The sequence below is a fragment of the Sorangium sp. So ce176 genome (genome assembly GCF_051519835.1).
Taxonomy (GTDB): Bacteria; Myxococcota_A; Polyangia; order Polyangiales; family Polyangiaceae; genus Sorangium; species Sorangium cellulosum_G.
In genome coordinates this window covers 2579586-2602898 of the sequence record NZ_CP150371.1, presented here as the reverse complement: position 1 = coordinate 2602898, position 23313 = coordinate 2579586, and the positions used below count along the sequence as shown (strand labels likewise).

General features: G+C 73.1%; 17 protein-coding genes. 6 read left to right on the top strand and 11 right to left on the bottom strand.

The features are described 5' to 3' along the window. The first annotated feature begins 19 nt into the window (after positions 1 to 19). Positions 20 to 892 carry a hypothetical protein gene (locus WMF42_RS10070; protein WP_437691740.1) on the top strand — a complete coding sequence of 291 codons (873 nt, stop codon included), beginning with the start codon at positions 20 to 22 and terminating at the stop codon, positions 890 to 892. Here the strand turns inward: WMF42_RS10070 and WMF42_RS10065 are convergent. Continuing rightward, a complete protein-coding gene (locus WMF42_RS10065) occupies positions 806 to 1177 on the bottom strand; it encodes a DMT family transporter (RefSeq protein WP_061608906.1) in 372 nt (123 codons plus the stop codon). The genes WMF42_RS10070 and WMF42_RS10065 overlap by 87 nt on opposite strands. A 183-nt stretch (positions 1178 to 1360) precedes the next feature. On the opposite strand from WMF42_RS10065, the gene WMF42_RS10060 reads away from it, so the two are divergent. The 3 genes from WMF42_RS10060 to WMF42_RS10050 are packed head-to-tail and all read left to right on the top strand — an operon-like array spanning position 1361 to position 4145. Beyond that, entirely contained in the window at positions 1361 to 2458 is a 1098-nt protein-coding gene (locus tag WMF42_RS10060; protein WP_437691739.1) for a type III polyketide synthase, read from the top strand. Then, positions 2452 to 3045, top strand: coding sequence for an isoprenylcysteine carboxyl methyltransferase family protein (locus tag WMF42_RS10055; protein ID WP_437691738.1), 594 nt, complete (start codon positions 2452 to 2454; stop codon positions 3043 to 3045). The genes WMF42_RS10060 and WMF42_RS10055 overlap by 7 nt, the downstream gene beginning before the upstream one ends. Further along, positions 3042 to 4145 carry an NAD(P)/FAD-dependent oxidoreductase gene (locus WMF42_RS10050; RefSeq protein WP_437691737.1) on the top strand — a complete coding sequence of 368 codons (1104 nt, stop codon included), beginning with the start codon at positions 3042 to 3044 and terminating at the stop codon, positions 4143 to 4145. The genes WMF42_RS10055 and WMF42_RS10050 overlap by 4 nt, the downstream gene beginning before the upstream one ends. A gap of 153 nt (positions 4146 to 4298) precedes the next feature. On the opposite strand, the gene WMF42_RS10045 is transcribed toward WMF42_RS10050, so the two are convergent. The 8 genes from WMF42_RS10045 to WMF42_RS10010 form a co-directional block, all read right to left on the bottom strand. Continuing rightward, complete coding sequence (locus tag WMF42_RS10045) at positions 4299 to 6011, bottom strand: cytochrome c/ABC transporter substrate-binding protein (RefSeq protein ID WP_437691736.1); 1713 nt, start codon at positions 6009 to 6011, stop codon at positions 4299 to 4301. Beyond that, positions 6004 to 6669 (bottom strand): SCO family protein, encoded by a 666-nt coding sequence (locus WMF42_RS10040; RefSeq protein WP_437691735.1) that lies wholly within the window; start codon positions 6667 to 6669, stop codon positions 6004 to 6006. Before WMF42_RS10040 ends, WMF42_RS10045 begins: the two co-directional genes overlap by 8 nt. 7 nt (positions 6670 to 6676) lie before the next feature. Continuing rightward, positions 6677 to 7297, bottom strand: a complete 621-nt coding sequence (locus WMF42_RS10035; RefSeq protein WP_437691734.1) for an SCO family protein — start codon at positions 7295 to 7297, stop codon at positions 6677 to 6679. After that, complete coding sequence (locus tag WMF42_RS10030) at positions 7294 to 9441, bottom strand: YncE family protein (protein ID WP_437691733.1); 2148 nt, start codon at positions 9439 to 9441, stop codon at positions 7294 to 7296. The genes WMF42_RS10035 and WMF42_RS10030 overlap by 4 nt, the downstream gene beginning before the upstream one ends. A 20-nt stretch (positions 9442 to 9461) precedes the next feature. Then, positions 9462 to 14024, bottom strand: coding sequence for a copper oxidase (locus WMF42_RS10025; RefSeq protein ID WP_437691732.1), 4563 nt, complete (start codon positions 14022 to 14024; stop codon positions 9462 to 9464). Positions 14025 to 14734: 710 nt separating this feature from the next. Beyond that, entirely contained in the window at positions 14735 to 15169 is a 435-nt protein-coding gene (locus WMF42_RS10020; protein ID WP_437691731.1) for a nuclear transport factor 2 family protein, read from the bottom strand. Next, positions 15166 to 16125 (bottom strand): aldo/keto reductase, encoded by a 960-nt coding sequence (locus tag WMF42_RS10015; protein WP_437691730.1) that lies wholly within the window; start codon positions 16123 to 16125, stop codon positions 15166 to 15168. Before WMF42_RS10015 ends, WMF42_RS10020 begins: the two co-directional genes overlap by 4 nt. A 29-nt stretch (positions 16126 to 16154) precedes the next feature. Further along, positions 16155 to 17246: a type III polyketide synthase gene (locus tag WMF42_RS10010; protein ID WP_437691729.1), complete on the bottom strand. Its 1092-nt coding sequence runs from the start codon at positions 17244 to 17246 to the stop codon at positions 16155 to 16157. Positions 17247 to 18394: 1148 nt separating this feature from the next. Between WMF42_RS10010 and WMF42_RS10005 the strand changes: the two genes are divergently transcribed. Both WMF42_RS10005 and WMF42_RS10000 read left to right on the top strand, forming a co-directional pair. Then, positions 18395 to 18601 (top strand): hypothetical protein, encoded by a 207-nt coding sequence (locus WMF42_RS10005; protein WP_437691727.1) that lies wholly within the window; start codon positions 18395 to 18397, stop codon positions 18599 to 18601. Positions 18602 to 18861: 260 nt separating this feature from the next. Beyond that, positions 18862 to 19854, top strand: a complete 993-nt coding sequence (locus WMF42_RS10000) for an OmpA/MotB family protein (RefSeq protein WP_437691725.1) — start codon at positions 18862 to 18864, stop codon at positions 19852 to 19854. Positions 19855 to 19899: 45 nt separating this feature from the next. On the opposite strand, the gene WMF42_RS09995 is transcribed toward WMF42_RS10000, so the two are convergent. Together WMF42_RS09995 and WMF42_RS09990 are read right to left on the bottom strand one after the other, a co-directional pair. Next, positions 19900 to 22518, bottom strand: coding sequence for a VIT domain-containing protein (locus tag WMF42_RS09995; RefSeq protein ID WP_437691723.1), 2619 nt, complete (start codon positions 22516 to 22518; stop codon positions 19900 to 19902). Then, on the bottom strand, positions 22515 to 22988 hold the full coding sequence (locus WMF42_RS09990; RefSeq protein WP_437691721.1) for a helix-turn-helix domain-containing protein: 474 nt from the start codon (positions 22986 to 22988) through the stop codon (positions 22515 to 22517). Before WMF42_RS09990 ends, WMF42_RS09995 begins: the two co-directional genes overlap by 4 nt. Positions 22989 to 23313: the final 325 nt, after the last annotated feature.

The following is a 23313-nucleotide window of genomic DNA, read 5'->3' as shown; positions in this document are numbered from 1 at the left end:
GTCCAGCCGCTGCTTCGCGATGTCGACGTTGAAGGCGGCGTTCAGCGCGCGCAGGAACCGGGAGATGGCGTTGGAGTCGAGCGGCGCGAGGTCGAGCGGCGTCCCGAAGCGCTGCTCGAGCTCCAGGGCGGCGGGAGACAGGTTGAAGGGCGCCGATGCTGGTGCTCAACGAGAGGATGTGGTTCACCCCGCGCGAGACGAACCGGTGGCTCGAATCGATGAAGCCGTCCACGTTCTCGAGGATGGCCGCGTCGTCCAGGAGGTCCGATGTCTCGAGCTCGGCGAGCTCCGGCACCTGCCGGAAGACGAAGAGCGGGTCATCGGGGCGATTCTGGTCGAGGGCCCTGACGAACTGCACGTCGAGCGTCGTGTTGTTGTCCACGGGGTGGCAGGAGCCGCAGGTGCGGCCGTTGCCCTCGAACGTCTCGTGGAAGAAGACGCCCGCGCCCGCGCAGATGTCCTGGGAGACGAGCCCGGCCACGACGCGCGGATCCTCCGCGCACTCGGCGAGCCGATCCACAAGGTAAATAGTATTTACAAATGCGCCCGGAGACAGGCGGCGCGAGGAGGCGTCGCCGGCGAGCCTCGACCTTCGAGGCTCGGCTGGCCCCTGCGTCGCCGCTCGACGCTCGCCGGGTGGATGCCGGCCCGCTCCGTCGTCCTTCGCGCAAAAGCGCACCGGAGGGCGTCGTTTTCCTGCTACCTCGTCGGCCCGCGCCGGGAGCACGGCGTCGTGGCGCACGACGGCGAGGTCTACGTCATCGTCGGCGCTCCGCGCGCGCGGCCCGGCACGGGCACCCCGGCGCTAGCTCATGTTGTACGCGACCATCGCGATCCCCGCCGCGATCATCACGATGCCGCCAATCTGCAGCGTCGTCAGGGTTTCACGTAGGTAGTAGACGGAAAAGACGGAGATGATCAGGAATCCTCCCGACGACATGATCGGGTAGGCGACCGACAGGTTGATGCGCTTCAGGGCGAGCACGTAGAACAGTATGTTCGAGGCGAAGAGCACGAGCCCGAGCATGAGGTGGTAGTTCGTCGCGAGCGCGAGCCCCTTCTGGACGAGCGAGAGCCCTTCCATCGCAGGGACGCGCCGCGACGCCAGCTTCATGAGGATGTTCGCGGTCGCGTTGAACAGGAGGGCGATGATCAGGAAGAGGTAACCTTGAGCCATGTCTGCTGTGCGGCGAGCGCCGGCGCCCGGGCCCGCCATTCCCGGGAGACCTCTGGCGCAGCGGCCGGCACGGATCAACAGCGAATCGCGCGCCCCGCGCACAAGGTTCGGTGAAGCGTCGACGGCGCGCGCGCGAGATCACCATGGCCGGCCGCATGCCCCGGTGCGAGACTGCCGTCCATTATGAGCCTAACACCCACGGAGATGCCGTTTGCCCCGACGATCGCCGCGGTGGGAACGGCGCTGCCGCCGCACTACGCCACGCAGGAGGAGACCTGCGCGGGGCTGCGCCGGCTCTGGGCCGGCAAGGGCGACGCGCTCGCGCTCGTGGAGCGGGTCCGGCGGTCGATCGAGGTGCGGGGGCGCCACCTCGCGCTGCCGATCGACGATTACTACGCGCCCTCGACGTTCGCCGAGCAGAACCGCCGCTGGAACGCGTGCGCGATCGAGCTCGGCGAGCGCGCCTGCCGCGACGCGCTCGAGCGGGCGGGCCTCGGGCCCGAGGACGTCGACCACATCGTCTTCGTCTCGGTGACCGGCATCTCGGCGCCCAGCCTCGACGCGCGGCTCGTCAACCGGCTCGGCTTCCGGCCCGACATCAAGCGCACCCCGATCTTCGGCCTCGGGTGCGTGGCCGGCGTGGCCGGGGTGGGGCGCGTCACCGACACGCTGCGCGCCTTCCCGCAGCACACGTCGCTCCTGCTCTCGGTCGAGCTCTGCTCGCTCACGCTGCAGCGCGACGACACCTCGGCGGCGAACGTGATCGCCGCGCAGCTCTTCGCCGACGGCGCCGCCGCCGTCGTGGCGCGCGGCGCGCAGGTCGCCCGCAAGGGCGGCCGGACGGGCGGCGCCGCGGTGCTCGACGCGCAGGCCGTCTTCTACCCCGAGACCGAGCACATCATGGGCTGGGACGTCGTCGACACCGGCTTTCGCGTCGTCCTCTCCGCGGGCGTGCCGGCGCTCGTGCGGGAGCACGTGCGGCGCGACGTCGACGCGTTCCTCGCGCGCCACCGCCTGTCGCGGGGCGACGTCCGCCACTGGATCGTCCACACAGGCGGGCCGAAGGTGCTCGAGGCGGTCGCCGAGACGCTCGAGCTGCCCGAGGATGCGCTCGCCCGCTCGTGGCGCTCGCTGCGCGAGATCGGCAACGTGTCGTCTGCGTCGGTGCTGTTCGTGCTGCGCGACTTCCTGGACGCGGCGGACGCCCGGCCCGGGGATCACGGCGTGATGATGGCGTTCGGCCCGGGCTTCTGCTCGGAGATCGCGCTCCTCCGATGGTGACCTCGGAGCTCCTGTACCTCGCCTTCCTGGGCGCCGTCGCGCTCGAGCGGCTGGCCGAGCTCGTCATCTCGCGCCGCAACGCGCGCCGCGCCTTCGAGAGGGGCGGCGTCGAGGTCGGCCAGCGGCACTTCCGGGTCATGGCGCTGATGCACACCGCCTTCCTCGCGGCGTGCGCGCTCGAGGTCGGCGCGCTCGACCGGCCGTTCCCCGGCCTGCTCGGCTTCGCCGCGCTCGCCGCCGCGCTGCTCGCGCAGGCGATGCGGTACTGGGTCATCGCCACGCTCGGGGAGCAGTGGAACGTGCGGATCATCGTCGTGCCGGGCGCGCGGCCGGTGTCCGGCGGGCCGTACCGCTACCTGCGCCACCCGAACTACGCGGCCGTGATCGTCGAGATGGTCGCCATCCCGCTCATCCACGGCGCCTGGCTGACAGCGCTCGTCTTCAGCGCGCTCAACGCCGCCGTGCTTCAGGTGCGCATCCGCGCTGAGGAGGAGGCGCTCGGGCCCGGGTACGCGGCGCAGATGGGCGGCCTGCCGCGGCTCGTGCCGGGCCGCCGCGCCGCGCCCGAGCGGCCCGCGGCGCCGTGAGCGCGCTGTGCGACATCGCCGTTGTCGGCGGCGGGCCGGCGGGCCTCGCTGTCGCGATCGGCTGCGCGCGGCGGGGCCACGACGTGATCGTCCTCGACCAGGCGGCGTGGCCGATCGACAAGGCGTGCGGCGAGGGCGTGATGCCCGAGGGCTGCCGCGCGCTCGCGGAGCTCGGCGCGCTGTCCGAGCTCGATCCGGCCGAGCGGGCGCCGATCGAGGGCATCCGGTACCTCCGCGCGGACGGCCTGCGCGTCGAGGCGCCGCTGCCGGCGCCCGGGGGGCTCGGCGTACGCCGTACGGCGCTGTCCGCGGCGCTCGCGGCGCGGGCGCGGGCCGCCGGCGCGCGGCTCTCCGCGGGCGAGCCTGTGCTCCGGATCGAGCGGGCGGACGGCGGCGCGCGGCTCGTCACGCGGCGGCGGGTCGTCGAGGCGCGCTACGTTGTCGGCGCGGACGGGCTCGGCTCCCGCGTGCGCCGCGCGCTCGGCTGGGACGCGCCGCCCTCGGGGCCGCGCCGGCTCGGGCTGCGCCAGCACTTCCGGTGCGCGCCGTGGTCGACGTTCGTCGAGGTGCACCTCGCGGACGGCGTCGAGGCGTACGTCACGCCCGCGGGGCCCGAGCGCGTCGGCGTCGCGTTCCTGTGGGACGGCGACAGGCTCGAGGGCCGCGCGTCGGCCGAGCGGCTCGTGCGCCGCTTCCCGGCGCTGGCCGAGCGGGTCGCGGGGGTGCCTGCCGACTCGACGCCGCGGGGCAGCGGCCCGCTCGAGCGGGCGTCGGCGCGGCTCCACGACGACCGCTTCGCGCTTGTCGGCGACGCGGCCGGCTACATCGACGCGATCACCGGCGAGGGGATCTCGCTCGCGCTCGTCAGCGCCGCGGCGCTGTCGACCGCGCTCGACGCGGCGCTGCGCGGCGGCGGCGCGGCCCCGCTCGCCGCGTACGCGCGCGTCTTCCGGCGGGAGTTCCTGCGCTACGCGATCGCGACGCGCGCGGTGCTCTTCGTGGCCCGGCGCCCGCGCCTCCGCGACGGCGTGCTGTCCGCGCTCGCGCTCGCGCCGGGGCTGTTCCGTCACGCGGTCGGCGCGGTCCTGCGCCCGCGCTGAGCCTGGTAGCACCTGCGGGGCCCCACGGACCGGCCTCAGCGCCCCCCAGCACGACAGACACGGCGGAATATTTCATTCCTTACGCATCCATCGAAGCGCGCGCGCCGGTCCGAGCGAGGCGAAGAGGCCAGCGGCTCCGCGGGCGGAGCCTGTCTAAGGGACCACCTCGATCCACGCCGACGCGCGCACGAGGGCGTCCGAGGCCGGGTCGATCCGCACGAGGCTCGCCCCCAGGACGCCGGTCCGGCGGTTCCGGGCGAAGGTCACGGGCGGGGCCGGGCCCGCGTCGAAGCCTCGTAGCTGCTCGAGCGCCGCGATCAGCCCCTCCCGCGTGACGTGCGCGCCGGCGCGCTTCAGCGCCTCGATCAGGACCTGCGCCGCGACGTAGGCGCTCGCCTGCACCGCGAGCGGTCCCGGCGCCACGCCGGCACGGCGCAGGAACGCCCGCAGCGCGTCGACCGACGCCCGCTCCCGCTCGCCCATGGGGCCGGCGTACAGGAACAGCACGCGGCCGGGGAGGCGGCGGGAGAGCCCCCCGGCGTGCTCGGCGACCTCGGCGACCGAGGCCAGCGAGGCGTAGACCGGCGCGGCCGAGCCGGCGTCGTCCAGCGCCGCCCGGGCGCTCGCGAGGTCCGCGGCAGGGCCCCAGAAGAGGACCGCCCGCGCCCCGTGCGCCTGCGCCGCGCCGACGAGGTCGCGCGACGAGAGGCGACCCGGCTCGAAGGACAGCGCCGCCGGCGCAGGGAGGTCGCGGCGAGAGGCCTCCGCGCGCGCGCCCGACAGCCAGGCCTGGCCGGCGCGGTCCCGCGTGTGCACGACCAGAGGCGCCGCAGCCGCGTTCGCAGGAGCGCCGGCGAAGTGCTTGACCGCCACCCGGGCCAGCACGTCCGGCCCCGGCCACACCTCGAACACCATGCCGTCCCCGCCGTCCGCGCCGGCTCCGACGGCTCGCTGCGCAAGATCAGGAGCTCCGCCCGCCAACCCGGGTGCGCCCGCGCCCGCGCCGCCGGGCAACCCGGCGGAGCCCGCCACGGGCCCCACGAGCGGCACCCGCTCCTCCTCGAGGCGCGCTCGCAGCGCTGGATCACCGCCAAAGACGCTCCCCACGAGCGCCAGCACGCCCCCGTCCAGGAGGCGCGCCGTCGCCCCGGCCTCGCCCGCCGACCCGCCGCTGTCCTCCGCGCGCAGCTCGAGTCTCCGCTGGTAGATGCCTCCCTGGGCGTTGACCTCGGCGAACGCCGCCGACAGCACGTCGCGCACGGCCACGCCCACAGCGGCGGCCGGCCCGGTCAGCGGAAGCGCGGCGCCCAGCACCACCGAGCCCGCTGCGACGCCCGGATCCAGATCGCGCCCGACGCAGCCGAGGTACGCGACGAGATCCACCAGATCCGCATCGGCCAGGTGGAAGCGCGGCATCACCGGGCTCAGCCATCGCCCGTCGGGCCCCTGCCCGTCCCGGATCGCCGCGACGAGCGCCGCGGAGGTCGTCGCGCCACGCCCCTGCGCGCCGCTGGACGCGAGGCGCCGATCGGCCGCGAGCGGCGGCGCCGTGACGCCCCCCTCGGATGTCCCCTGCCCGCTCGCGCCGTGGCAGCCGGCGCAGGCGGCCTCGCGGCCGGAGAGCGCCGCAGCGCCGCCGACGATCGCCCCCTCGACGGCCCGGCCGTCCGACGTTGAGCCGCGCTGGTAGATGCGCTTGCCGCGCTGGGCAGACGGCGTGAGCTCGGCGCATTCCGCCTCGCCCGCCCCAGCGCGCGCCGCGGGCGCGCCATCGCCCCCGCCCAGCGCCCGCAGCGCGACCACGCAGAGGCCGATCGCGGGCGCTGCAGCCAGCAGCGGGCCCAGGCGCCGCCGCGGGCTAGCCACCGCCCGCCCTCCGCGCCGCAGGCCCCCGCGCGAGGAACGCCCGGACCTCCTCGGCGAGGCGCCCCGGCGAGGCGATGCCCTCGACGCGCACCCAGCGGCCCTCGGCCTCGCGCCCGATGAGCGTGATCGGCGTGTGCCGCTCCTTGATCGGCGCGCGTCCACCGAGCGCCTCGAGCACCCGGTTCACGCGCTCGCGGCCGCCCGTCAGGAACGACCAGCCCGGCCGCCGGCCGAACTTCTCCGCGTAATGGTTCAGCCGCTCCGGCGTGTCCATCGCAGGGTCCAGCGAGATGGAGACCAGCCGGACGTCCCGCTCCAGCGCGTCGCCCAGCTCGGCCTGGAGCCGGCCGAAGATGGCCGTCATGGGCGAGCAGATCGTCGTGCACGTCGTGAAGATGAAGTTGACGACGAGCACGCGATCCTTCGCGAGCTCGCGGAGACGGACCGGCTGGCCCGCCTGATCCACGAGCTCCTCGTCCAGCACCGCGACGCCGGGCGACGGCGCGACGCGCACCGCCGCCGCGCCGTCGAGGCCGGGGGGCACACCTGGCCCAGGAGAGGCGTCGCCGGGGCGCTCGCCCCCGCGGTCGCACGAGGTGGCGGCGAGCGCTCCGGCGAGGAGCAGGGCTTTCCACACAGGCAGGGAGAGAGCGCTCATGTCGGCCTCACTGCGGGTCGTTGAGGTGCTGCGCGACGTGCGCGAGGGTCTCGGGCGGCTCGGTGGCGAGCGTCTTCAGCCACACGCCGGTCGACGTGTCGCCGACGAGCAGCGTCATCATGTGGTCCTCCGGCCGCCGCACCTGGCCGCCCAGGCGCCGCAGCACCTCGGCGACGTTCGCGGGCGCGCCGGTCAGGAAGTACCAGCCCTCGCCCGCCTTGAACTTCGCGGCGTACTGCTTCAGCGCGTCCGGCGTGTCGTTCTCGGGGTCGACCGTGATCGTCAGCATCGTCACGCGCTCGCCGCGCGCCCGGAGCAGCGCCTGCACGCGCGCGAGGTTCGCCGTCATCGTGGGGCAGGCGCCCTTGCACGAGGTGAAGGCGAAGTTGATGAGCACCTTCCGGCCCCGCAGGAGCCCGTCGTAGAAGCGGTGCGCGCGGCCGTGCTGATCGATGAGCTCGGTGTTGGTGAAGTACTTCGCCGCCGCGGCGTCGTCCTCCCGAGAGGCGCCCCCGACCTTCATCCGCTCGACCCGCGGCGGCGCCTTGCCGTCCGCGGGCGTGAAGCGCGCGAACGAGGCGACCGCGAGCGAGAAGGCCGCCGCGGCGAGGGCCGCGCCGGGCCTCACCGCGCACCTCCCGCGGCCGCGCCCGCGTCGCGCCGGGACGACACCCGCAGCGGGACGAACGGGAGCGCGCCGAAGGGCGCGCCGCGCCCCGGCGCGGCGGCGAGGAAGCGGTACTGGCCCCCCACGGGCGGCGTGAACGCGACGGAAAAGATGCCGTCGCCCTCCGCCTTCGGCGCGCCGCTCCAGCGATACCCAGCCGGAAACCGGATGATCATGACCTCCACCTCCTTGGCATCAAGTGCAGGGGCCGCCCCCGCAGCGGTCGCGCGGAAGCGGAGCGTCGCGGGCTCGCCCGCCTCGAGCCGCAGATCCGGCTGGAACAGCGGCGCGAGCTCGATGCCCGGCGCGGGGTCGCCCCCGCAGCCAGAGCCCTCGCCCGGGGCGCAGCGCGCGGGCGCCACGGCGGCCTCGAGGCACACCGCCGCCCGCGGGCGGTCGAGGAGGAGCTCGACGTCGTAGAGCCCCTCCGCGCCGAGGCGCACCGGGGTCGCGTACACGCCGGGCCGCACCTCCTTGAGCGATCGGTCCTCGACGAGGATCGATCGCGGCTCGCGGCCATAGCTCGGCAAGGTGCCGATCGGGGCCATCATACCCTCCACGTACACGTAGAGCATCCTGTCGGCCGGGCTCGCGACCACGGCGCCGTTGCCCTCGGGCATCGGGGCGATGGGCATGGCGAGCGCGGTCGGCCCGGGACGCCCCCCCGCGGCGGACGGCGCGTCCTGGCCGACCGCGACGTCGATGAGCGGCGGGGCCTTCGGGCCGCCGATGGCCGCCCGATCAATGAGCGAGATCTTCGCCGCCCCCCGGTTGCGGACGTAGGCGAAGGCGTCGGTGAACGTCACCGCGTCCGGCGCCGCGAACCCGGTGAGCGTGTGCGCCACCGCGCCCGTCGCGCCGTCGAGGACAGCGACCTCGTTCGCGGCCGGGTTCAGCGCGAACGCGAACCGCCCGCGCGGCTCGAACTGGAGCGCGCCGAGCCCCGGCTTCAGGGCGATGCGCCCGGCGACGTCGCGCCGCGCGGCGTCGAGGACGACCACCTCGCCGCGCGCGGCGTTCGCGGCATAGACCACACCCGAGGCGTCGCTCGCCGCGATGGCGACGACCCCCTCGCCCACCGCGATCTCGCCGAGCGGCTCGAGCGTGGCGCCGTCCACCACGACCACCGACTCCCCTCGCTGGCTCGTGATCCAGGCGGCGCGGCCGCCGCCCGAGAAGGCGATCTCGTGGTGGCCCGGGCCCACCGCGAGCGTCTTCAGCACGTCCGTCGAGCGCGCGTCGATCACGCTCACGGTCCCGTCCCCGTCGTTGCCCACCCAGACGGTACGCCCGTCCGGTGCGACCGCTACGCATGACGGGTCGTCGCCGACCGGAACGTTCGAGCGAACGAGCCCCTGCCGCGTGTCGATGACGGCGAGGCCGCGCCCGCCCCGGAGGGTGACGTAGAGGCTCTCCCGGTCGGGGTGCAGGGCGAACGAGGCGCCGGGCCCCGCGAGGCTGACGGCGCTCCGGAGCTTCGTCCTGCCGAGGGCGATCTGCGGGTTGATGGCCGAGACGGTGCTGTCCTCGTTGAGCGTCCAGAGGAGGTAGGCGTTCATGTCCACCTCCGGGCGCACCGCCAGGAGCCCTGCCATGAAGCTCTTGATCTTCCCCTGGCAGTCCTCATCGTCCGGCGCCGCGTCCACCGCGCCGCCGTCGACGCCGGCCGGAGCCGCGCCCCCGGCCGTCCCGGCGCGGCGCGACATCCACCCGAGCGGCGAGAGCCCGGTCACCGGCGCGCCCGTGGCGGCGTCGGTGATGGTGAACTCCGCCAGGACCTCGGAGCCGGCCGTGGCGCCGGCCGCCTCCGGCGCGGGCGCCGGGCCGCCGCCGGCGCCCTCGCCCCGCCCCAGCGAGCGCAGGGCGAACGCGATGGAGAGCCCATCGCGCTCGATCCGGCTCGACGGGAGGGGAGCCGCCGCCAGCGCCGGCCCTGGAGCGGGCTCCGCCGGCGCGGGCGGCGCCGCTGCCTGCGCCGGCGGCCCGGCGCCCTCGCTCCGCGAGGCGAGGAGCGCCTCGACCCGGCCGCAGCCGAGCGCCGGAGAGGCGCCGAGCCACGCCAGCGAGAGCCAGAGTCCGTGTGTGCCCGTCCAGGTCCGTCTCATCGGAGGCTCCCCCCTTCCTCTCACCGCGTGAGCCGCACGATCCCCCAGAGCCCGTCGGCGAGCGTGGCGTTCGCCTGATCGAGGTAGAGGCGATCCCCGGGGACGGCGTACTTGCCGCCCGCCCTGAAGTAGGGGTTGATGTTCCACGCGGTCATGGGGCCGATACCGCTCTGCGCGCTGATGGCGTAGGCCTTTCTGTTCCGGCCCATGTACCGGGACTCCGAGCCCTCTGCCCACGCGTTCTGCGCCCACTCCATGCCCCAGAGGCCGAAGGAGTGCTGGCGCCGGTGCCCCGAGGGCTGCAGCACGCGGACGCGCAGGTGTTCATGGACTCCCATCTTGAAGATCGGCGTCTCCGGGTCGCCATGGGCCGCCGAGCTGAAGATGTCGCTGAGATCGAGGTCCGAGAGGGTACCGAGCCGCGTCTCCGGCTTCACCCCGAGCCGCGCCCAGAGCGGCTCGGTGCGGTAGTTGAACGCCTTGTGACCGGTGGTGTCCGGATCGACGCCGCTCACGACGTTCGCGAGGGCCGTGCCGCAGCCCAGGGCCGCGGCGCACTGGAATGCCGGCTCGTCCGCGTGCAGGGCCACCTCGTCGTGGAGCAGGAGCACGATCTCGCGGAACCACTTCTCGGCGCCGGTCGCGTCCCGGTACTTCACCTGGGCGAGCGCGCGCGTGCCCCGGCTCGTGATCCACTCGGCGCCCTCCGGCTCGACGATGAGCGCGCCGACCGCGCCGTGCATCGGGTGGTTCACCACGTCCGCCATGTCCTTCAGGTTCACGGCGCCGAGCTCGATGGGTCGCCAGCGGACCTCGCCCGCGGCCGTCAACGAGACGTCGCCGGCATACCACGTGTACTGCCGCTCCTCCCCTGGCGCGACCGTCCGGTCGGGGTTCTGGCCCACGTGCGCGCCGTCGGTCGCCACGACGTCATAGGCCACGAGCTGCGGGTACACGGAGACGCGGTTCGAGGTCCTCACCTGGTTGACGTTGAACCCGTCGACGATGGGAGAGTTGTAGTTCCAGTGAGGCGTCTTCGGCGGATCCTCGGGCAGATCGTTGACGAGCGTGACCTCGACGCACTCCCCGGCCGCCGCGCGCAGGATGAGCGGCTCGACCGCGGCCTTGCCCGACCGGACCGCGCTCAGATCGCGCTCGTCGACGAACACGATGGCGTCCGGGTCGTAGAGCCCGTGCGCCGCGTTGTAGGTGAGGCGACCGTCGAGCAGGTCCCTCGCCGAGATCGCGTGGACGACATACTTCCGCTTCGGCGCGCCCTTCGGGCACACCTCGAGGTCCCTCGCGATCGCCGGCAGCGACGCGCCGGGGATCGGCAGGAGATCGGTCCGCTCGCCGTGGACGCGCAGGATGCCCCACGCGCCCGCGAAGAGGGCGTCGGTCGCCGCGCTGTTGTACAGGTAGTCGGCGCCGCCGGACTCGTTCTTCTTGAAGATGGGCGCCGGCTCGAGCGCGAGGTCCATCTGCTCCGAGACGCCGAGGACCTGCCCGCTCGAGTAGCCGCTGTCCGGGTCGAAGGCCTCCTGCAGCCACTTCTTCCCGTGCACGGAGAACACGTGCTGCTCCGCCTGCGCGCCCTGGCTCAGGCGGATCACCGCGCGATCCCCCTCGTAAACGCGGAGCACCGGCGTCGCGGGGTCGCCGTGCACGCTCGAGCTGAAGACGTTGTGCATGTCGCCGGCGGGGCCGCTCTTCGGGACGACCTCGCCTGTCGCGCAGTTGCGCTCGGCGAGCCGCAGCGGCATCGGTTCGACTCGGTAGTTGATGAGCCCCACCCCGGAGTCGCGCCAGGAGACCGCGTCGACGGCGACGCCCGCGTGGGTGATCGCCAGAGGCAGCGCCGCCGTCGCCTGGTTCGGCGGGTTCACCGGTTTGCCACACTCGTCGTAGATGGTGGCGTAATCGGCGATGCTCAGGTTGAACTCGCGGAACGGCGTCCTGCGGTCGCCGGCCGGGAACAGGATGTCGGCGCGGTAGCTCGTCGGCCCGCCGTCGTCGCGCCCGCCGAAGAGCTCTCCCGTCTCCGGGTCGCGCCAGATCGATCCGGCCGGCTCGATGACGAGGCCCCCGTAGAGACCGTGTTGCTGGTGCGACGAGGCCGAGAAGTGATCGTGGGTGAAGGCCGTGCTGAGCGCGCGGTCCCGGCCGGCTCGGTCCACGAGCGGATCGGCCCACCAGCGCTGGATCGTGGTCTGCGCCCCGAGCGGCGCGTCGCGCAGGCGCGGGTGCCTCCTCGCCTCGAGCCGCACGCGGGCGCCCGCCTCGTCGAGCGTGCCGTCGGCGGCGCGGGCGCCGCCGAGCCGGTTGGCCGCCTCGATGCGCGCCAGCACCTCGTGCGGCGAGAGCGCCCCGTCCTCGTAGTTGAACCCGTTCGCCCCGCCGTCCGACGAGGTGATGTCGAACTTCACGAGGTGGATGTGCTGGCCGATGACGTCCGTCGGCGTGCGCGTCTGGAAGGCGTCCGCCGGGAGCACCTCCGGGATGAGGTTCGTCGCGTGGAAGGCGACGCACTCGCCGGACCTCGCGCGGACGAACATCGGCTCCGGCGCCCGCGTGCCGTCGAGCGTGGCCGCGACGTCCTCCTCGAGGACCGTCGTCCGCATCCGCGGGTCGTGCCAGCCGGCGCGGTTCACCGCGGCGTCGATCTCGACGTAGGCCGCGCGGTAGGTGCGCACCAGCGCGTGCTTCGGGCACGGGTCCGCGAAGGGGGCGCCCGGGGCGGGCGGCTGGCCGTTCACGAGGAAGAGCGCCGGCTTGCCGCTCGTGGTGAAGGACGGATAGCCCTTGGCGGGGAAGCCGTACCGCGTCGTCGCGCGCACGGCGCCCGGGAGCTCGCCCGCGTGGAAGCGGCTGGCCGCGATCTCCGCCGGGGTGCCCCTCTGCGGCAGCAGCTTCACTTCGGCCTCGTGGATCTGCACGTCGAAGAGGCCGGCGGCGCCGCGCTCCACGGCTTCCGGCGGGGCGCTCGTGATGATGTGGCGCGGCAGCCCGCCGTCGTGCTCCATGTCGAGCGGCGGCTGCGACGGCCGGTGCCCGGGCTTCGCGGCGATGAAGAACGGATAGCCCGGCGTGGCCGGGACCACCTCGGTCCGGCCGCCGGGCAAGGTGACCGACGTCGGCGCGTAGGTCGGCATCGGCGCCAGCGCGGCCCCGGGGAGGGGCACGACCGCAGGCTGGGACGTCCCGCCCGCGATCTCGCCGTCCGGGAGCGCGCGGTCCGGCGTGCCCGCCTCGAAGACGTCATGGGTGCGCCAGAGTCCCCACATGCCCGCCACGAAGTGGGGATACAGGTGGCAGTGGTAGATGGCGTCTCCCGCGGTGAGGTTGCGGTTGCCGCTTCCGCCGTATGCGATGTGGTAGGTGAAGGCCGCCTTCGGCCCGATCGTCTGCGAGTCGAGGTATGCGCTCCTGTCGTTGCTCGGCGACCGGAGCCACTGGTGGCCGTGGGCGTGGAAGACGTGCGTCTCGCTGGGGCCGGCGTGGAGGTTCCGGATGCGGACCGCATCTCCAAGGTAGCTGTGGGACACGTTCGAGGGGTCGTCTGGATAGAGGGCCCGGACGGCGTTGCCGGCCTCGTCGCGCTCGACGACCAGCGCCGGGTCTCCGTTCGCCCACGAGCTCAGGAAGAACTCCTCGAACTTGCACTCCGCGCAGTCCCTGCTCGGGCCGATCCGCTTGCGGTTCGCGATGACGGCGGCGCCCAGGCCGGCCGAACCGTAGTTGATGCCGAAGCCGCTGCGCGCGCCTCCGTAGCGCGGATCCGCGAGCTCCGGGAACGCCTGAACGACGCCCAGGATGTCGTGGAACATCACCGTGAACTCGCGGAAGGCGTGCTCGTCCTTGGAGATGGGCGTCCCCGCCTCGGTCTCGTCGAAGCCCGCGATGATGGCGTTGAGATCCCCGTGAACGATCTCGTCGGCGTCGTTGATGATCTTCAGGATCGGGACGCCGAACGTGTCGACAGCCTCGTAGTTGATACGCGGCGTGCCGTTCGGGTTCGCCGGCCGGATGGACGCGGACGCGAGCTCCTCGGCCGTCACCTGCGAGCGGTAGGCGACCGCGCCCGGCGGCTCGACGTGGACGGCGCCGTACAGCCCATGGGCGATCTGCCGCGCCGGCCCGCCGCCGCCGTCCGCGCCGGCCATGGCGCCCGCGCTATGCATGAGGAACGTGCCCTCGCGGCCGGCGAAGAGCTCGTAGGTGCGCGTCTCGCCCGGCTCGCACAGCGAGCTCGCGTTCTGCCCGACGTTGCCTCCGAGCGCGTCGATGTTCCTGATCTGGAGCCCGACCACGTGAATCGAGGCGCTCCGGGTCGCGGGAGCGGAGGCCGGCAGGGAGCCGATCGCCGGTGTGAGCCAGTTGGTGAATGAGATGGAGAGATTGTCGCCGGCGTTGACCCGCAGGACGAGGGGCCTCGGGCGCTTGCCCGGCCGCAGCGCGGCGTTGCCCGGTCCGACTGGCTTCGACGGATCGGCGGCCACGACATCCCGTCGGAGGGCGTACAGCATACCCGAGGGGTTGAACGCGCCATGGCGGTCATAGACGAACACTTGATCTATCGCCACGACGTCCGCGAATACGGTCCTCCCCGAGGCAGGAACATGAATATCGTCACTCAACGCCTCCTCGCTCTGCGCCACGCTCTCCTCCTCCGCAGGAGGCGCTTCGGCGTCGGCGCACCCAAGAACAGCCATCGTCGTCACGGCCCAACCGAGACGCCAGAAATGCCTCATCAGCACAGGAATCCCCCTACCCCCGTGTGGTCTACAAGAGCGCTCGCTTCGAACGCATGTCGCTCGCGCGCCATGTCCGTAACGCAAGCCGGCGGATGTGCACGGGCGCAGCGCAGCCGTCGGCCGAGGCTCGTCGCCATAGGGTTTGTACCCCTATTCCCCTCAAGTCAAGAATCTTCGCGATTCGGCGCAACGCATGGCGCCAGGACCTGCGCTGTTCTGAACACACGCAGAGAGCCGTCAGTCCTCGCCGCCGGCGGTCACGGCCAGCTCATCGGCGACACGCCTGTCGCTCGACCGCCGCAGGCGGCGGTCCGCCGTCGGGAGGCGCCGCAGACCGCCTCGTCGATCCGGAGCACCGATTCCTGGTTGGTATCGAGCTTTGTACGCCTCGCGGATGGCCTCGATGGCCTCCGAGGCAGCGTGGCCGCGTCGTTCGCGTCGTTCGCGTCGTCAGGGGGTCGGCGCGGCCTTGCGCCCGCGCTGAGCCGGGCGCGCCTCGCCGCAGGACCAGGGTCGCCCGGCCGGGCGGCGGGGGGAGCTCAGGCGGCCGCGCCGCCGGTCGTGCCGAGGAGGAAGGCCTCCGTGGCGGCCGGGTCGTGGGCGTTCTCCCAGTGGTGGGTGATCAGCCCCTCGCGGAAGCGCCACATGCCGCAGAACGGCATCGCGAGGCTCGCCCCGCGGAGGTGTGCCCGCAGCACGCCGAGGACGGCGCCGAACTGGTCGTTGGCCACGATCTCGTGCACGTCCATCACCAGGGTACCGCCAGTCAACCGGATGAGCTCGCGCTCGTGGGCGACGGCCGCCTGCTTGCCGACGACGCGGCCGGCCCCGCGATCGCCGCGGAGGTCCCGCGAGGCGGTGTAGAGCACCATGTCGTCGGCCGCGAACTCTCCGATGCGCGTCAGATCGGCATAGATGGCGCGCAGCTTCTGGGCGTTCGCGTGCGTGCAGGCGGGGTGTCTCTCGAAGCTCATGGCATCTCCTTCGCGCGCGCGGCCTCGGGGCGGTCGACCGAGGGACGCCATGTCTTCACGGTCGCGGCGACGTCCGCGAGGGCGGCCATCTCGCGCTCGTCGAGCGAGATGGTGGCGGCGCGGCAGTTCTCTTCCAGGTGGTTGAGGGACGAGGTGCCGGGGATCGCGAGGATATTCGGGGACTTGTGCAGCAGCCAGGCGAGGGCCAGCTGGGCGGGCGTGACGCCGCGCTTCTGGGCGAACGCGGAGAGGACGCTGCCGGGCTTGGCGAGGTCGCCGTGTCCCATGGGGAACCACGGGATGAAGGCGATGCCGTGCTCCTCGGCGTAGCGCAGGGCCTGCTCGCCGGTGCGGTCCGCGACGTTGTAGAGGTTCTCCACGGCGGCGATCTCGGTGATCTCGCGCGCCTTGGAGAGCTGCTCCACGGTGACCTCCGGCTGCCCGGAGAGGCCGATATGGTGGATCTTGCCCTGCTCCCGGAGCCGGGCGAGCTCGCCGAGCTGTTCGGCCAGCGGCACTGCCGGATCGATGCGGTGGAGCTGATAGAGCTCGATGCGCTCGACCCCGAGGTTGCGCAGGCTCATCTCCACCTGCTGGCGCAGGTACGCCGGGCGCCCGCAGGGCACGATGTACTCCTGGCCTCGGCGCGTCCAGTCCTGGGGCCCGGACCGCAGCAGCCCGCCCTTCGTGGTGATCACCAGCCCCTTGGGGTAGGGGTGGAGGGCGCGGCGGATGATCTGCTCGTTGGTGTCCGGACCGTAGGCGTCGGCGGTGTCGATGAAGTTGACGCCGAGGTCGACCGCGCGGCGCAGCAGCCGGATGGCGGCCTCCGGGTCGGCCGGCGGTCCCCAGTAGCCGGGCCCGGTCAGGTACATGGCGCCGTAACCCATCCGGTTCACCGGGAGACCGCCGCCAAGATTGAACGTCAGCGACGGAGCATTCTTCGGTGCACTCATTGAAGCATCCCCTCCTGTTCTCACGAGCGTCACGCGACGGCGGTGGGACGCGCGCCGTCCTTGCGTTGACTGCGATCAGTCACCCAGGAACCGACGGCCATCTCCGCCGTGATCCCGGGCCCGAAACCTGCGATGACCCCCTTCGCGCCCTCGAGCATCGGCTTGTCCGCGAACATACGTCCGAGGGAGTCGAGCACCACCGCGCTCGCGATGTTGCCGTACTCCGTCAGCGTGGCCCTGCTGTACCGGAATGACTCCGGGGGCACCTCCAGATACCTGCAGAGATCGTTGAGAATGCGCGGCCCGCCGGCATGGATGATGTAGAAGTCAAGACTGCCCACGTTCCAGCCGTGACGAGCGACGAGCTCCCGCAGCACGGGGGCAAGGGGCTTCATAGTCCCGGGAACTCGTTTGTCGAGCTGAAAATGAAATCCTGTACTCCTCACAGCGTATGAGATCCACTCCTCGGTATCCGGGATGAGATACGCCGCGTTCCGCTCTAGCCGGACGCCGGTGCCTCCGCTGCCCCGGACGACCGCGGCGCCCACGGCGTCCCCGAACAGCCCGTCGGACAGGAGCGATCCGACGTCATCGTCGGTCGGCTGGTAGCACAGAGAGCAGAACTCGCAGGCGACGATGAGCACGTTGGCTCCGGGGTGAGCCGCGCAGAAGTCGTGCGCGCGGCTGATGGCCGCGGCGCCGGCAGCGCAGCCGAGCTGCGCCATGGGGATCTGCCGCGTGTCGTGGCGGAAGCCCATGGTGTTCACCAGATAGGCCGTCATAGACGGCATCATGAAGCCGGTGCACGAGACGAAGATGATGGCGTCGATGTCCTGCGCCGTCAGCTCCGCATTGGCCAGCGCCCGCCGCACCACCGGAGGCACCCGGCGCTTGGCCTCGCGCTCGAATACCTTGTTTCTGATCTCGAAGCCAGGATGCTCGAGCGTCTGCTCGAGCGGCTGTACGATATGCCGCTTCTGAACTCCGGTGCTCGTGATGAGCCGCAAGACCAGCTTCAGCTGCGGGTTTCCCGCGTGCAGCCGCTCTGCGAGCTTCAGCGTATCTTCCTTCGTGACAATGTACTCCGGAACCGCGACTTCCGGCCTGCACAAGGTGGCCATACTCCCCCTCCATTTAATGACGAACTCAGATACCCAACATGGCGCCAGCCAAGCTGTAGCGGATGGCATCATGGAGCAACTCAGAGCGCAGGCAGGGCATCAACATCTCGCGCTGCCCGCTCTACGAGGCGCGAGAGCTCACCTGAGCCCTCGCGGCGCTCCAGCGTCGGCCCGCCGTTATTCCATCGACTACCTCAGGAAATAAACAACGTCAATGGAAGATGCACAAATCGGCAAAACTCGAGCTCGAACGAGGACAGCCTGTCTCGCCTGTCCGTGCCCGACGGCGGAGCTCCTCGCGGCTCGGCCCGAGCGCCGGATCTGCGGCGCGGGCGGCCGCGGATCGTCCAACGTAAACGCGCGGGACACGCTGGTTTGACTCGGGCGGGCCCGTCTCCCACGGCGCAGGCGAGCCGCCCCACACGGCCAGTTCGAGGGCGCGCCGCTGGGAGGCAGTCTTGGACGAGCAGCCTTTGAATTGACTCTTGCCTTCCACTCGAGACCTGAACGCGCGCTCGCCTCACGCCTGACGCCGGCGCGATCGCGGCCCCGGAGCCCTTGCGTCGGCGAAAACTCGATGAAACATGGCAGCGGCCCAGAAGGGCCTGTGCGGCCTGGGCGGCGGGGCTCCTTTGGCATCGAGCGCGGACACGGATGGATGAATGAATGCCATTTTATCCGAGCCTGCTATCGTCGCGCCTGAGCCAATGCGGCGTCCTGCCACCCTGGTCTATGCGGCAGGCATGAACGTCCCTGCACTGGCCGTCCTCTTCGTCACGCGACGCAGGGCAGTCGAGCTCCGTCATGGATGGCGAGGGCGACAGCCGCGATTGCGGGCGGAGACGAGGGACGGAGGCGAGGCAAACCGTAGAAAAAGGATGGAGACTCACGTGAGCGATAGATCCACCGCGTCGTGGCACTCGAACAGTATGACGAGGACGACGGCCCCCGAGCCGGCCGAGGATCGGGGAACCCACGCCATCGATCGACGACTCACCACGACCGAGGCGACTCCGGAACCCGCGCGTCTACTGCACGTCCGGCCAGAGAACGGCCATGAACCGCGCGCCGTCGCCCATACGACCGCGGTCTTCTTCTCGACGTCGACGTCGAGGCCCCCAGGAGAGGTCGACGCAGCGATGAGGATCATGGCCAAGTCGATCGTCCGGGAGCTGGGAAAGCACGGCTACGGCTCTCGGGAGGCCATCGTCCTCTCAACGGAGCTGGTGCGGCTGATCTCCGCCGAGATGGAACACCACCGCAAGGCGTGTCAGATCTCCCTGCCGGACGGCGCCGGTCACGACGCCCCGTCGCAGGCGGCCTCACCTGCGTGGCAGGCCGGCGGGACGCCTTGAGCGGGCCTCGGCGGGCGCGTCCCCCGGTCCGGGCACCCGTTCGGTCAGCTTGCCCGCGCCGTGATCGCGGTGCGCGGGCAACCTGAGAGGAACCGGGGCTGTGCCGAGCGCGTCCGCCCGCGCTCGCGGGCGTCCCGGGCCTTGCCTCGGCCCCAGCGCACGCCTTGTGGGACCAGGACCGCTCGGATAGGCTCCCGCCGCTCAGCGCACCGGCGCGAGGAGGATGGATCCGGATGATCCGGCGAAAAGGAGCCTGCCAAGTGCAATTGCCTGCTGTGGGTGTGGCGGCGAGCGAGAAGGGAAGCGCCGAGGTCGCTCCTTCGCTCCCCCACCGTCCTGTCCCCCTCCCTTCCCTCCCCCGGGCCGCGGGCGTCGGACGCCGCCTGGCCGCGCTGCTCGCGCCCGCGCTCCTCGTCGGGTGCGGGTACACCGAGTTCGAGTGGCAGGCCCAGCTCGACAGGTCCGAGCGCCTCCAGCGCGACCTCCAGATGACCCAGCAGCGCGTCCGTCAGCTCGAGGAGGAGGTCGCGCGCGCGGGCGCCGCGGCGCCGCCGCGGGAGGATCCGCTGGGCGCGGAGGGCCTCGACGTCAGCACGGGGCTTCCGCGCGGCGACGCGGCCGTGGCGCGCCCGTCGCCCGAGCGCGACAGCGGCGTCCTGCGGGCGTTCCTTCCGGTGGCCGCCGGCGAGGTCGCGGTCGCGCCGCGCGACGGCCGCGTCGTCATCTCGATCCCGACCCGCGTCCTGTTCAAGGGCAACCGCGACGCGCTCTCCCCGGCGGGTGAGAAGACGCTGCGGGACATCGCCGCGATCATCCGCGCCAACGAGCCGCTCAAGGGCCTCGGCTATCAGGTCGTCGGCCACACGACGAGCGGCGCGCCCAGCGTGGCGTGGCGCAACGGCTGGGACGTGACGGTCGCCCAGGCGCGCGCCGTCCTGCTCTTCCTGGCGCAGCCCAAGGAGGCTGGCCTGCCGCTCGCGCGCCTGAGCCTCGCGGCCTTCGCCGACCTGCCGCCTGCCGACGCGGGCGGCGGTGCGCCCGCGCAGCCGGCGGATCCGCGCCTCGAGATCGTTGTCGAGGGGACGGCGCAGTTCGTGGAAGGCCCGGCCGGCGACGCCCGTCCGGCCGGCGCGGCACCCCCGGCCGGCGCGGCACCCCCGACCGGCGCGACACGCCCGGCCGGCGGGGCACGCCCGGCTGGCGCGGCACCCCCGGCGGCCGGCGCGAAGGGCGCGGACGACACGTACCCCTGAGGGTGACCCGCGCGCCGCCGCGGCCTTCCCGCCGCGGCGCGCCCGTCAGGCGCCGCGCAGCGCCTCGACTCTTCTCCTGAGCGCCCCCGCGTCCCCGAGCTCCCCCGCGACCGCGCGCACCGCCTCGGACACCGCGGCGGACGCGATGTCGTGGACCCGCGCCCGCAGCCGCCGCCCGCTCGCCACCAGGTAGGCCGCCGAGAGCGCCGCGGCCACCTCGCGGTCCGCGCCGCCGCCCTGGAGGAGCGACGCGGCCAGCGCGCAGAGCGCCTCGACCGCCTTGGCCACCTGCGCGCCGTAGATGGGGTGGGCCGAGTCGATGCCCTGCTCGTGGCACGTCGCGAGGCACAGCGCCGTGCTGGTGAGCCGCCCGAGATCGGTGGGCTCCCCGCGCTCCCAGAGCCCGGACGCGAGCTGCTCCTCGAAGACGCGCCCGAGGCCGCCCACCTGCACCCCTGCGCCCTGGGTCGCCGCAGGCGCGGCGCTCGGCGCCGGGGCAGCGGCGGGCGCCGGCGCAGCGGCGGGCGCCGCTGCGGGCCAGCGCTGCGGCCCCGCGGGTCCTCCGGGCGCCGCGCCGCCCATCGGCGCCGGGGCGCGCGCCGCGCCGGCCGAGCCCTCCGCGGACCCCGGCCCCGCGCTCGGCTGGAAGAGCTCCTTGGCGCGCGACCAGAGACCGCCGGCGGCCGACGACGGCCCGCGCGCGGCCGCAGGCGCCGAGGCCCTCACCACAGGCGAGGCAGCCCGCGCGCGCGCGGCAACCGGCGGCCCGCCCGCCATCGGCGCCGCCATCGCGGCGAACGCCGCCATCGGCGCCACCGGCCGGCTGGACATCCCCCACCCCGCCGGGGCGCTCACCGGCACCGGCCTCGCCTCGGGCTGCCCGTGCGCCCGCCGGTCGCCCGTGCGCCGCTCGATCACCACGAACGACGCGTGCTTCGACGCCACCCGGTGCCGCACCGCGAGCTCCACGATGCGCTTGTGCATCGCCTCCGCGCGCTTGCCGGACAGCCCTCGCTCCGACTCCTCCAGCTCCCGGACCCGCGCGCCCGCCCACAGCGCCTCGAGCCCCGGCCGCGACGCCTCCGCCGCGAGCTCGACCGGCACCTCGAGGTAGAAGCTCTCCCCGCGCAGGCTCCCGCGGAGCTGGAGGCGCCCCACCCCCGGCGCGCCGTAGCGGCCGTGGAGCACCCACGGCTCGCCGTCCACGAGCGCCGGCGGCTCTGCCGGCGCGAGCTCGCCCACGTCGACGCCCTCGAAGCGCGCCGTGACGCCCGCGACCCGGACCGCCGTCGCCCGCGCGAACTGCGCCGTCACCTTCTCGTCGATGCGCTCGCCGGGGTGGATGAGCTCCGCGGCCCCCTGCGTCCTCCGCGCGAGGTCGTTCACGAGCAGCTCGCTCACGTTCGTCCCGATGCCGAACGTGTAGACCCGCACCCCCTTGCCCGCCTCGGCGACGCTGTCGACGATCTCCGCCTCGTTGCCCACCTGACCGTCCGTCAGCAGGACGATCAAGCGGTCCCGCTCCGCGTCGCCGAGCATGCCCGCGGCCGCGAGCAGCGGCCCCAGCATCTCGGTCCCCCCGTGCGCCGCGAGGCCCGCGACGAACGCGTCCGCGCGCTCGAGGGTCCGCTGCGTGAACGGCGCGAGCGCCGGATCCATCGCGCGGAAATCGTTGGAGAAAGCGATCACCCCGAACCGGTCCCCCTCGGCGAGGTGCCGGAGGCACAGCCGCAGCGCGCGCTTCGCCTGGTCGATGCTCTCGCCCTGCATCGAGCCCGACACGTCGACGACGAACACGACGTCGCGCCGGGCTGCCGCCCGCTTCGCGTCGAACAGATCCGGCACGACGGTGAGCGCGAACGTCCCCTCCTCGCCGGGGCGCCTGTCGCAGACAAGCCCTGCCTGCACGCCCGGCGCGCCCGCGGCGAGCAGCACGATGTCCCGGTCCAGCGCCGCCCTGTCGTTCCGCAGCGAGACGCGCTGTCGGTGGCCCTCCTCCCGGCGCACCTCGATGGCGTGCGACGGGCTCTCGATCGCGACCTCGCGCCCCAGATCGAAGACGATGTCCACGGTGATGCCGTAGTCGACCCGCGCGATCTCCGGGGAGATCCGGTCCGCGTCGGGCACCGCGTCCGTCGGCTCCTGGACGCCGTGCCCCGTCCTGTCCCCCTGCGGCGCGCCCGGGATGTACCGGGGCGCGACGAGGGTCGGGACCATGAGCCGCAGCGCCCCCTCGTCGGCCTTCAGCGCCTGCACGAACGCGACCTCCACGACCGTCTCCTCCCCGGGCAGGAGGTTGCCGACGCTCGCCGTGAACACGTTGCGCCGCTCCTCGTCGAGCAGCGCGGCGCCGTGCCCCGTGGAGATCGCCTCGTCGTAGGCCCGGAACGCCTCTTCCCGCTCCTTGACCTCCCCCTCGAGCCTGCGGCCGGCGCACTCCATGGCGAACCCGGCGATGCTCGCCTCGCTGGGCAGCGGGAAGGTGTAGATCGCCTCGATCGGCCGGCGCTCCTCGTTCCTGTAGCGCTGGCGCACGACAAGCCGCGCCGCGCCGCCCATGACGTCGCCCGACAGCGAGACGCCGAGCAGCGGGACAGGGCGACCCTCGGAGGAGCGTAGACACGACATCGGCGCCGGGTGCGACACATCGGTGGACGGGTTCATCGCGAGCCTTTCGGGGCAAGGGTTGCGTAACGAGACTCGATATCGAGGGCGATGCGCCGCGAGCGCTCCGGCGCGTCGCTCCGCACGTGGAGCTCCACCCCGTCGGCGATCTCGACCCGCTCCCAGCGCTCGCCGCGCGCCGCGCCGCCGCCCGGAGCCGGCGGCGCGGCGTCCGGGCCGGGACAGGGCGCCGCCGCCGCGCGGGGCGGCGCCGCCTTGGCGATGCGCTCGATCTCGTCCACGCCCGCGCCCGCGAGGCGCGCCTGGATCTCCTCGAGCGGCAGGTGCGCCTGCTGGAGCACCCTGATCGCGCGGAGCCGGGCGAGGTGCTCGCGCCCGTAGGCGGTGTCCTTCCCGCGGAACTCCGGGGCCGGCAAGAGGCCGCGCTGCACGTAATACCGCACCGTGCGCGGCGCCACGCCCGCCTCGACAGCGAGCTCGTCGAGCTTGTACGTCGTCACGAAGAGCATCCTGCATCGCGACACATCAACTGTCAAGTAGACACCACAAAAGCACGATCTCGTCTCGCGGCGGAAAGCACGATCTCGTCTCGCGACGGGCGCCCACGGCACGCAGATCGAGCGCCCGCGGCACGTAAGCGGCACGTGGGTAGGTAGATGGATCGCCAGCGGCATGTCGAGCGAACGCCAGCGGCGCGCCGATCAAGCGCCCTCGGCGCGCCGTGGCCCCATGGACAGTACCGGGGACATGTGATGTCCTGAGAAGTTCAGGCGTACCGGGATCTTTCCGTGAAGGAGCCGGTGCCGTGACGGCATCAAGTGTCCTGAGGCGGAG

Coding starts and splice junctions, on each gene's coding strand:
- WMF42_RS10040 (WP_437691735.1), bottom strand. CDS start 6,669: ATGAGCGCTCTCTCCCTGCCTGTGTGGAAAGCCCTGCTCCTCGCCGGA.
- WMF42_RS10005 (WP_437691727.1), top strand. CDS start 18,395: ATGGCCAAGTCGATCGTCCGGGAGCTGGGAAAGCACGGCTACGGCTCT.
- WMF42_RS09995 (WP_437691723.1), bottom strand. CDS start 22,518: ATGAACCCGTCCACCGATGTGTCGCACCCGGCGCCGATGTCGTGTCTA.
- WMF42_RS10010 (WP_437691729.1), bottom strand. CDS start 17,246: ATGGCCACCTTGTGCAGGCCGGAAGTCGCGGTTCCGGAGTACATTGTC.
- WMF42_RS10015 (WP_437691730.1), bottom strand. CDS start 16,125: ATGAGTGCACCGAAGAATGCTCCGTCGCTGACGTTCAATCTTGGCGGC.
- WMF42_RS10055 (WP_437691738.1), top strand. CDS start 2,452: ATGGTGACCTCGGAGCTCCTGTACCTCGCCTTCCTGGGCGCCGTCGCG.
- WMF42_RS10065 (WP_061608906.1), bottom strand. CDS start 1,177: ATGGCTCAAGGTTACCTCTTCCTGATCATCGCCCTCCTGTTCAACGCG.
- WMF42_RS09990 (WP_437691721.1), bottom strand. CDS start 22,988: ATGCTCTTCGTGACGACGTACAAGCTCGACGAGCTCGCTGTCGAGGCG.
- WMF42_RS10070 (WP_437691740.1), top strand. CDS start 20: ATGTCGACGTTGAAGGCGGCGTTCAGCGCGCGCAGGAACCGGGAGATG.
- WMF42_RS10020 (WP_437691731.1), bottom strand. CDS start 15,169: ATGAGCTTCGAGAGACACCCCGCCTGCACGCACGCGAACGCCCAGAAG.
- WMF42_RS10060 (WP_437691739.1), top strand. CDS start 1,361: ATGAGCCTAACACCCACGGAGATGCCGTTTGCCCCGACGATCGCCGCG.
- WMF42_RS10030 (WP_437691733.1), bottom strand. CDS start 9,441: ATGAGACGGACCTGGACGGGCACACACGGACTCTGGCTCTCGCTGGCG.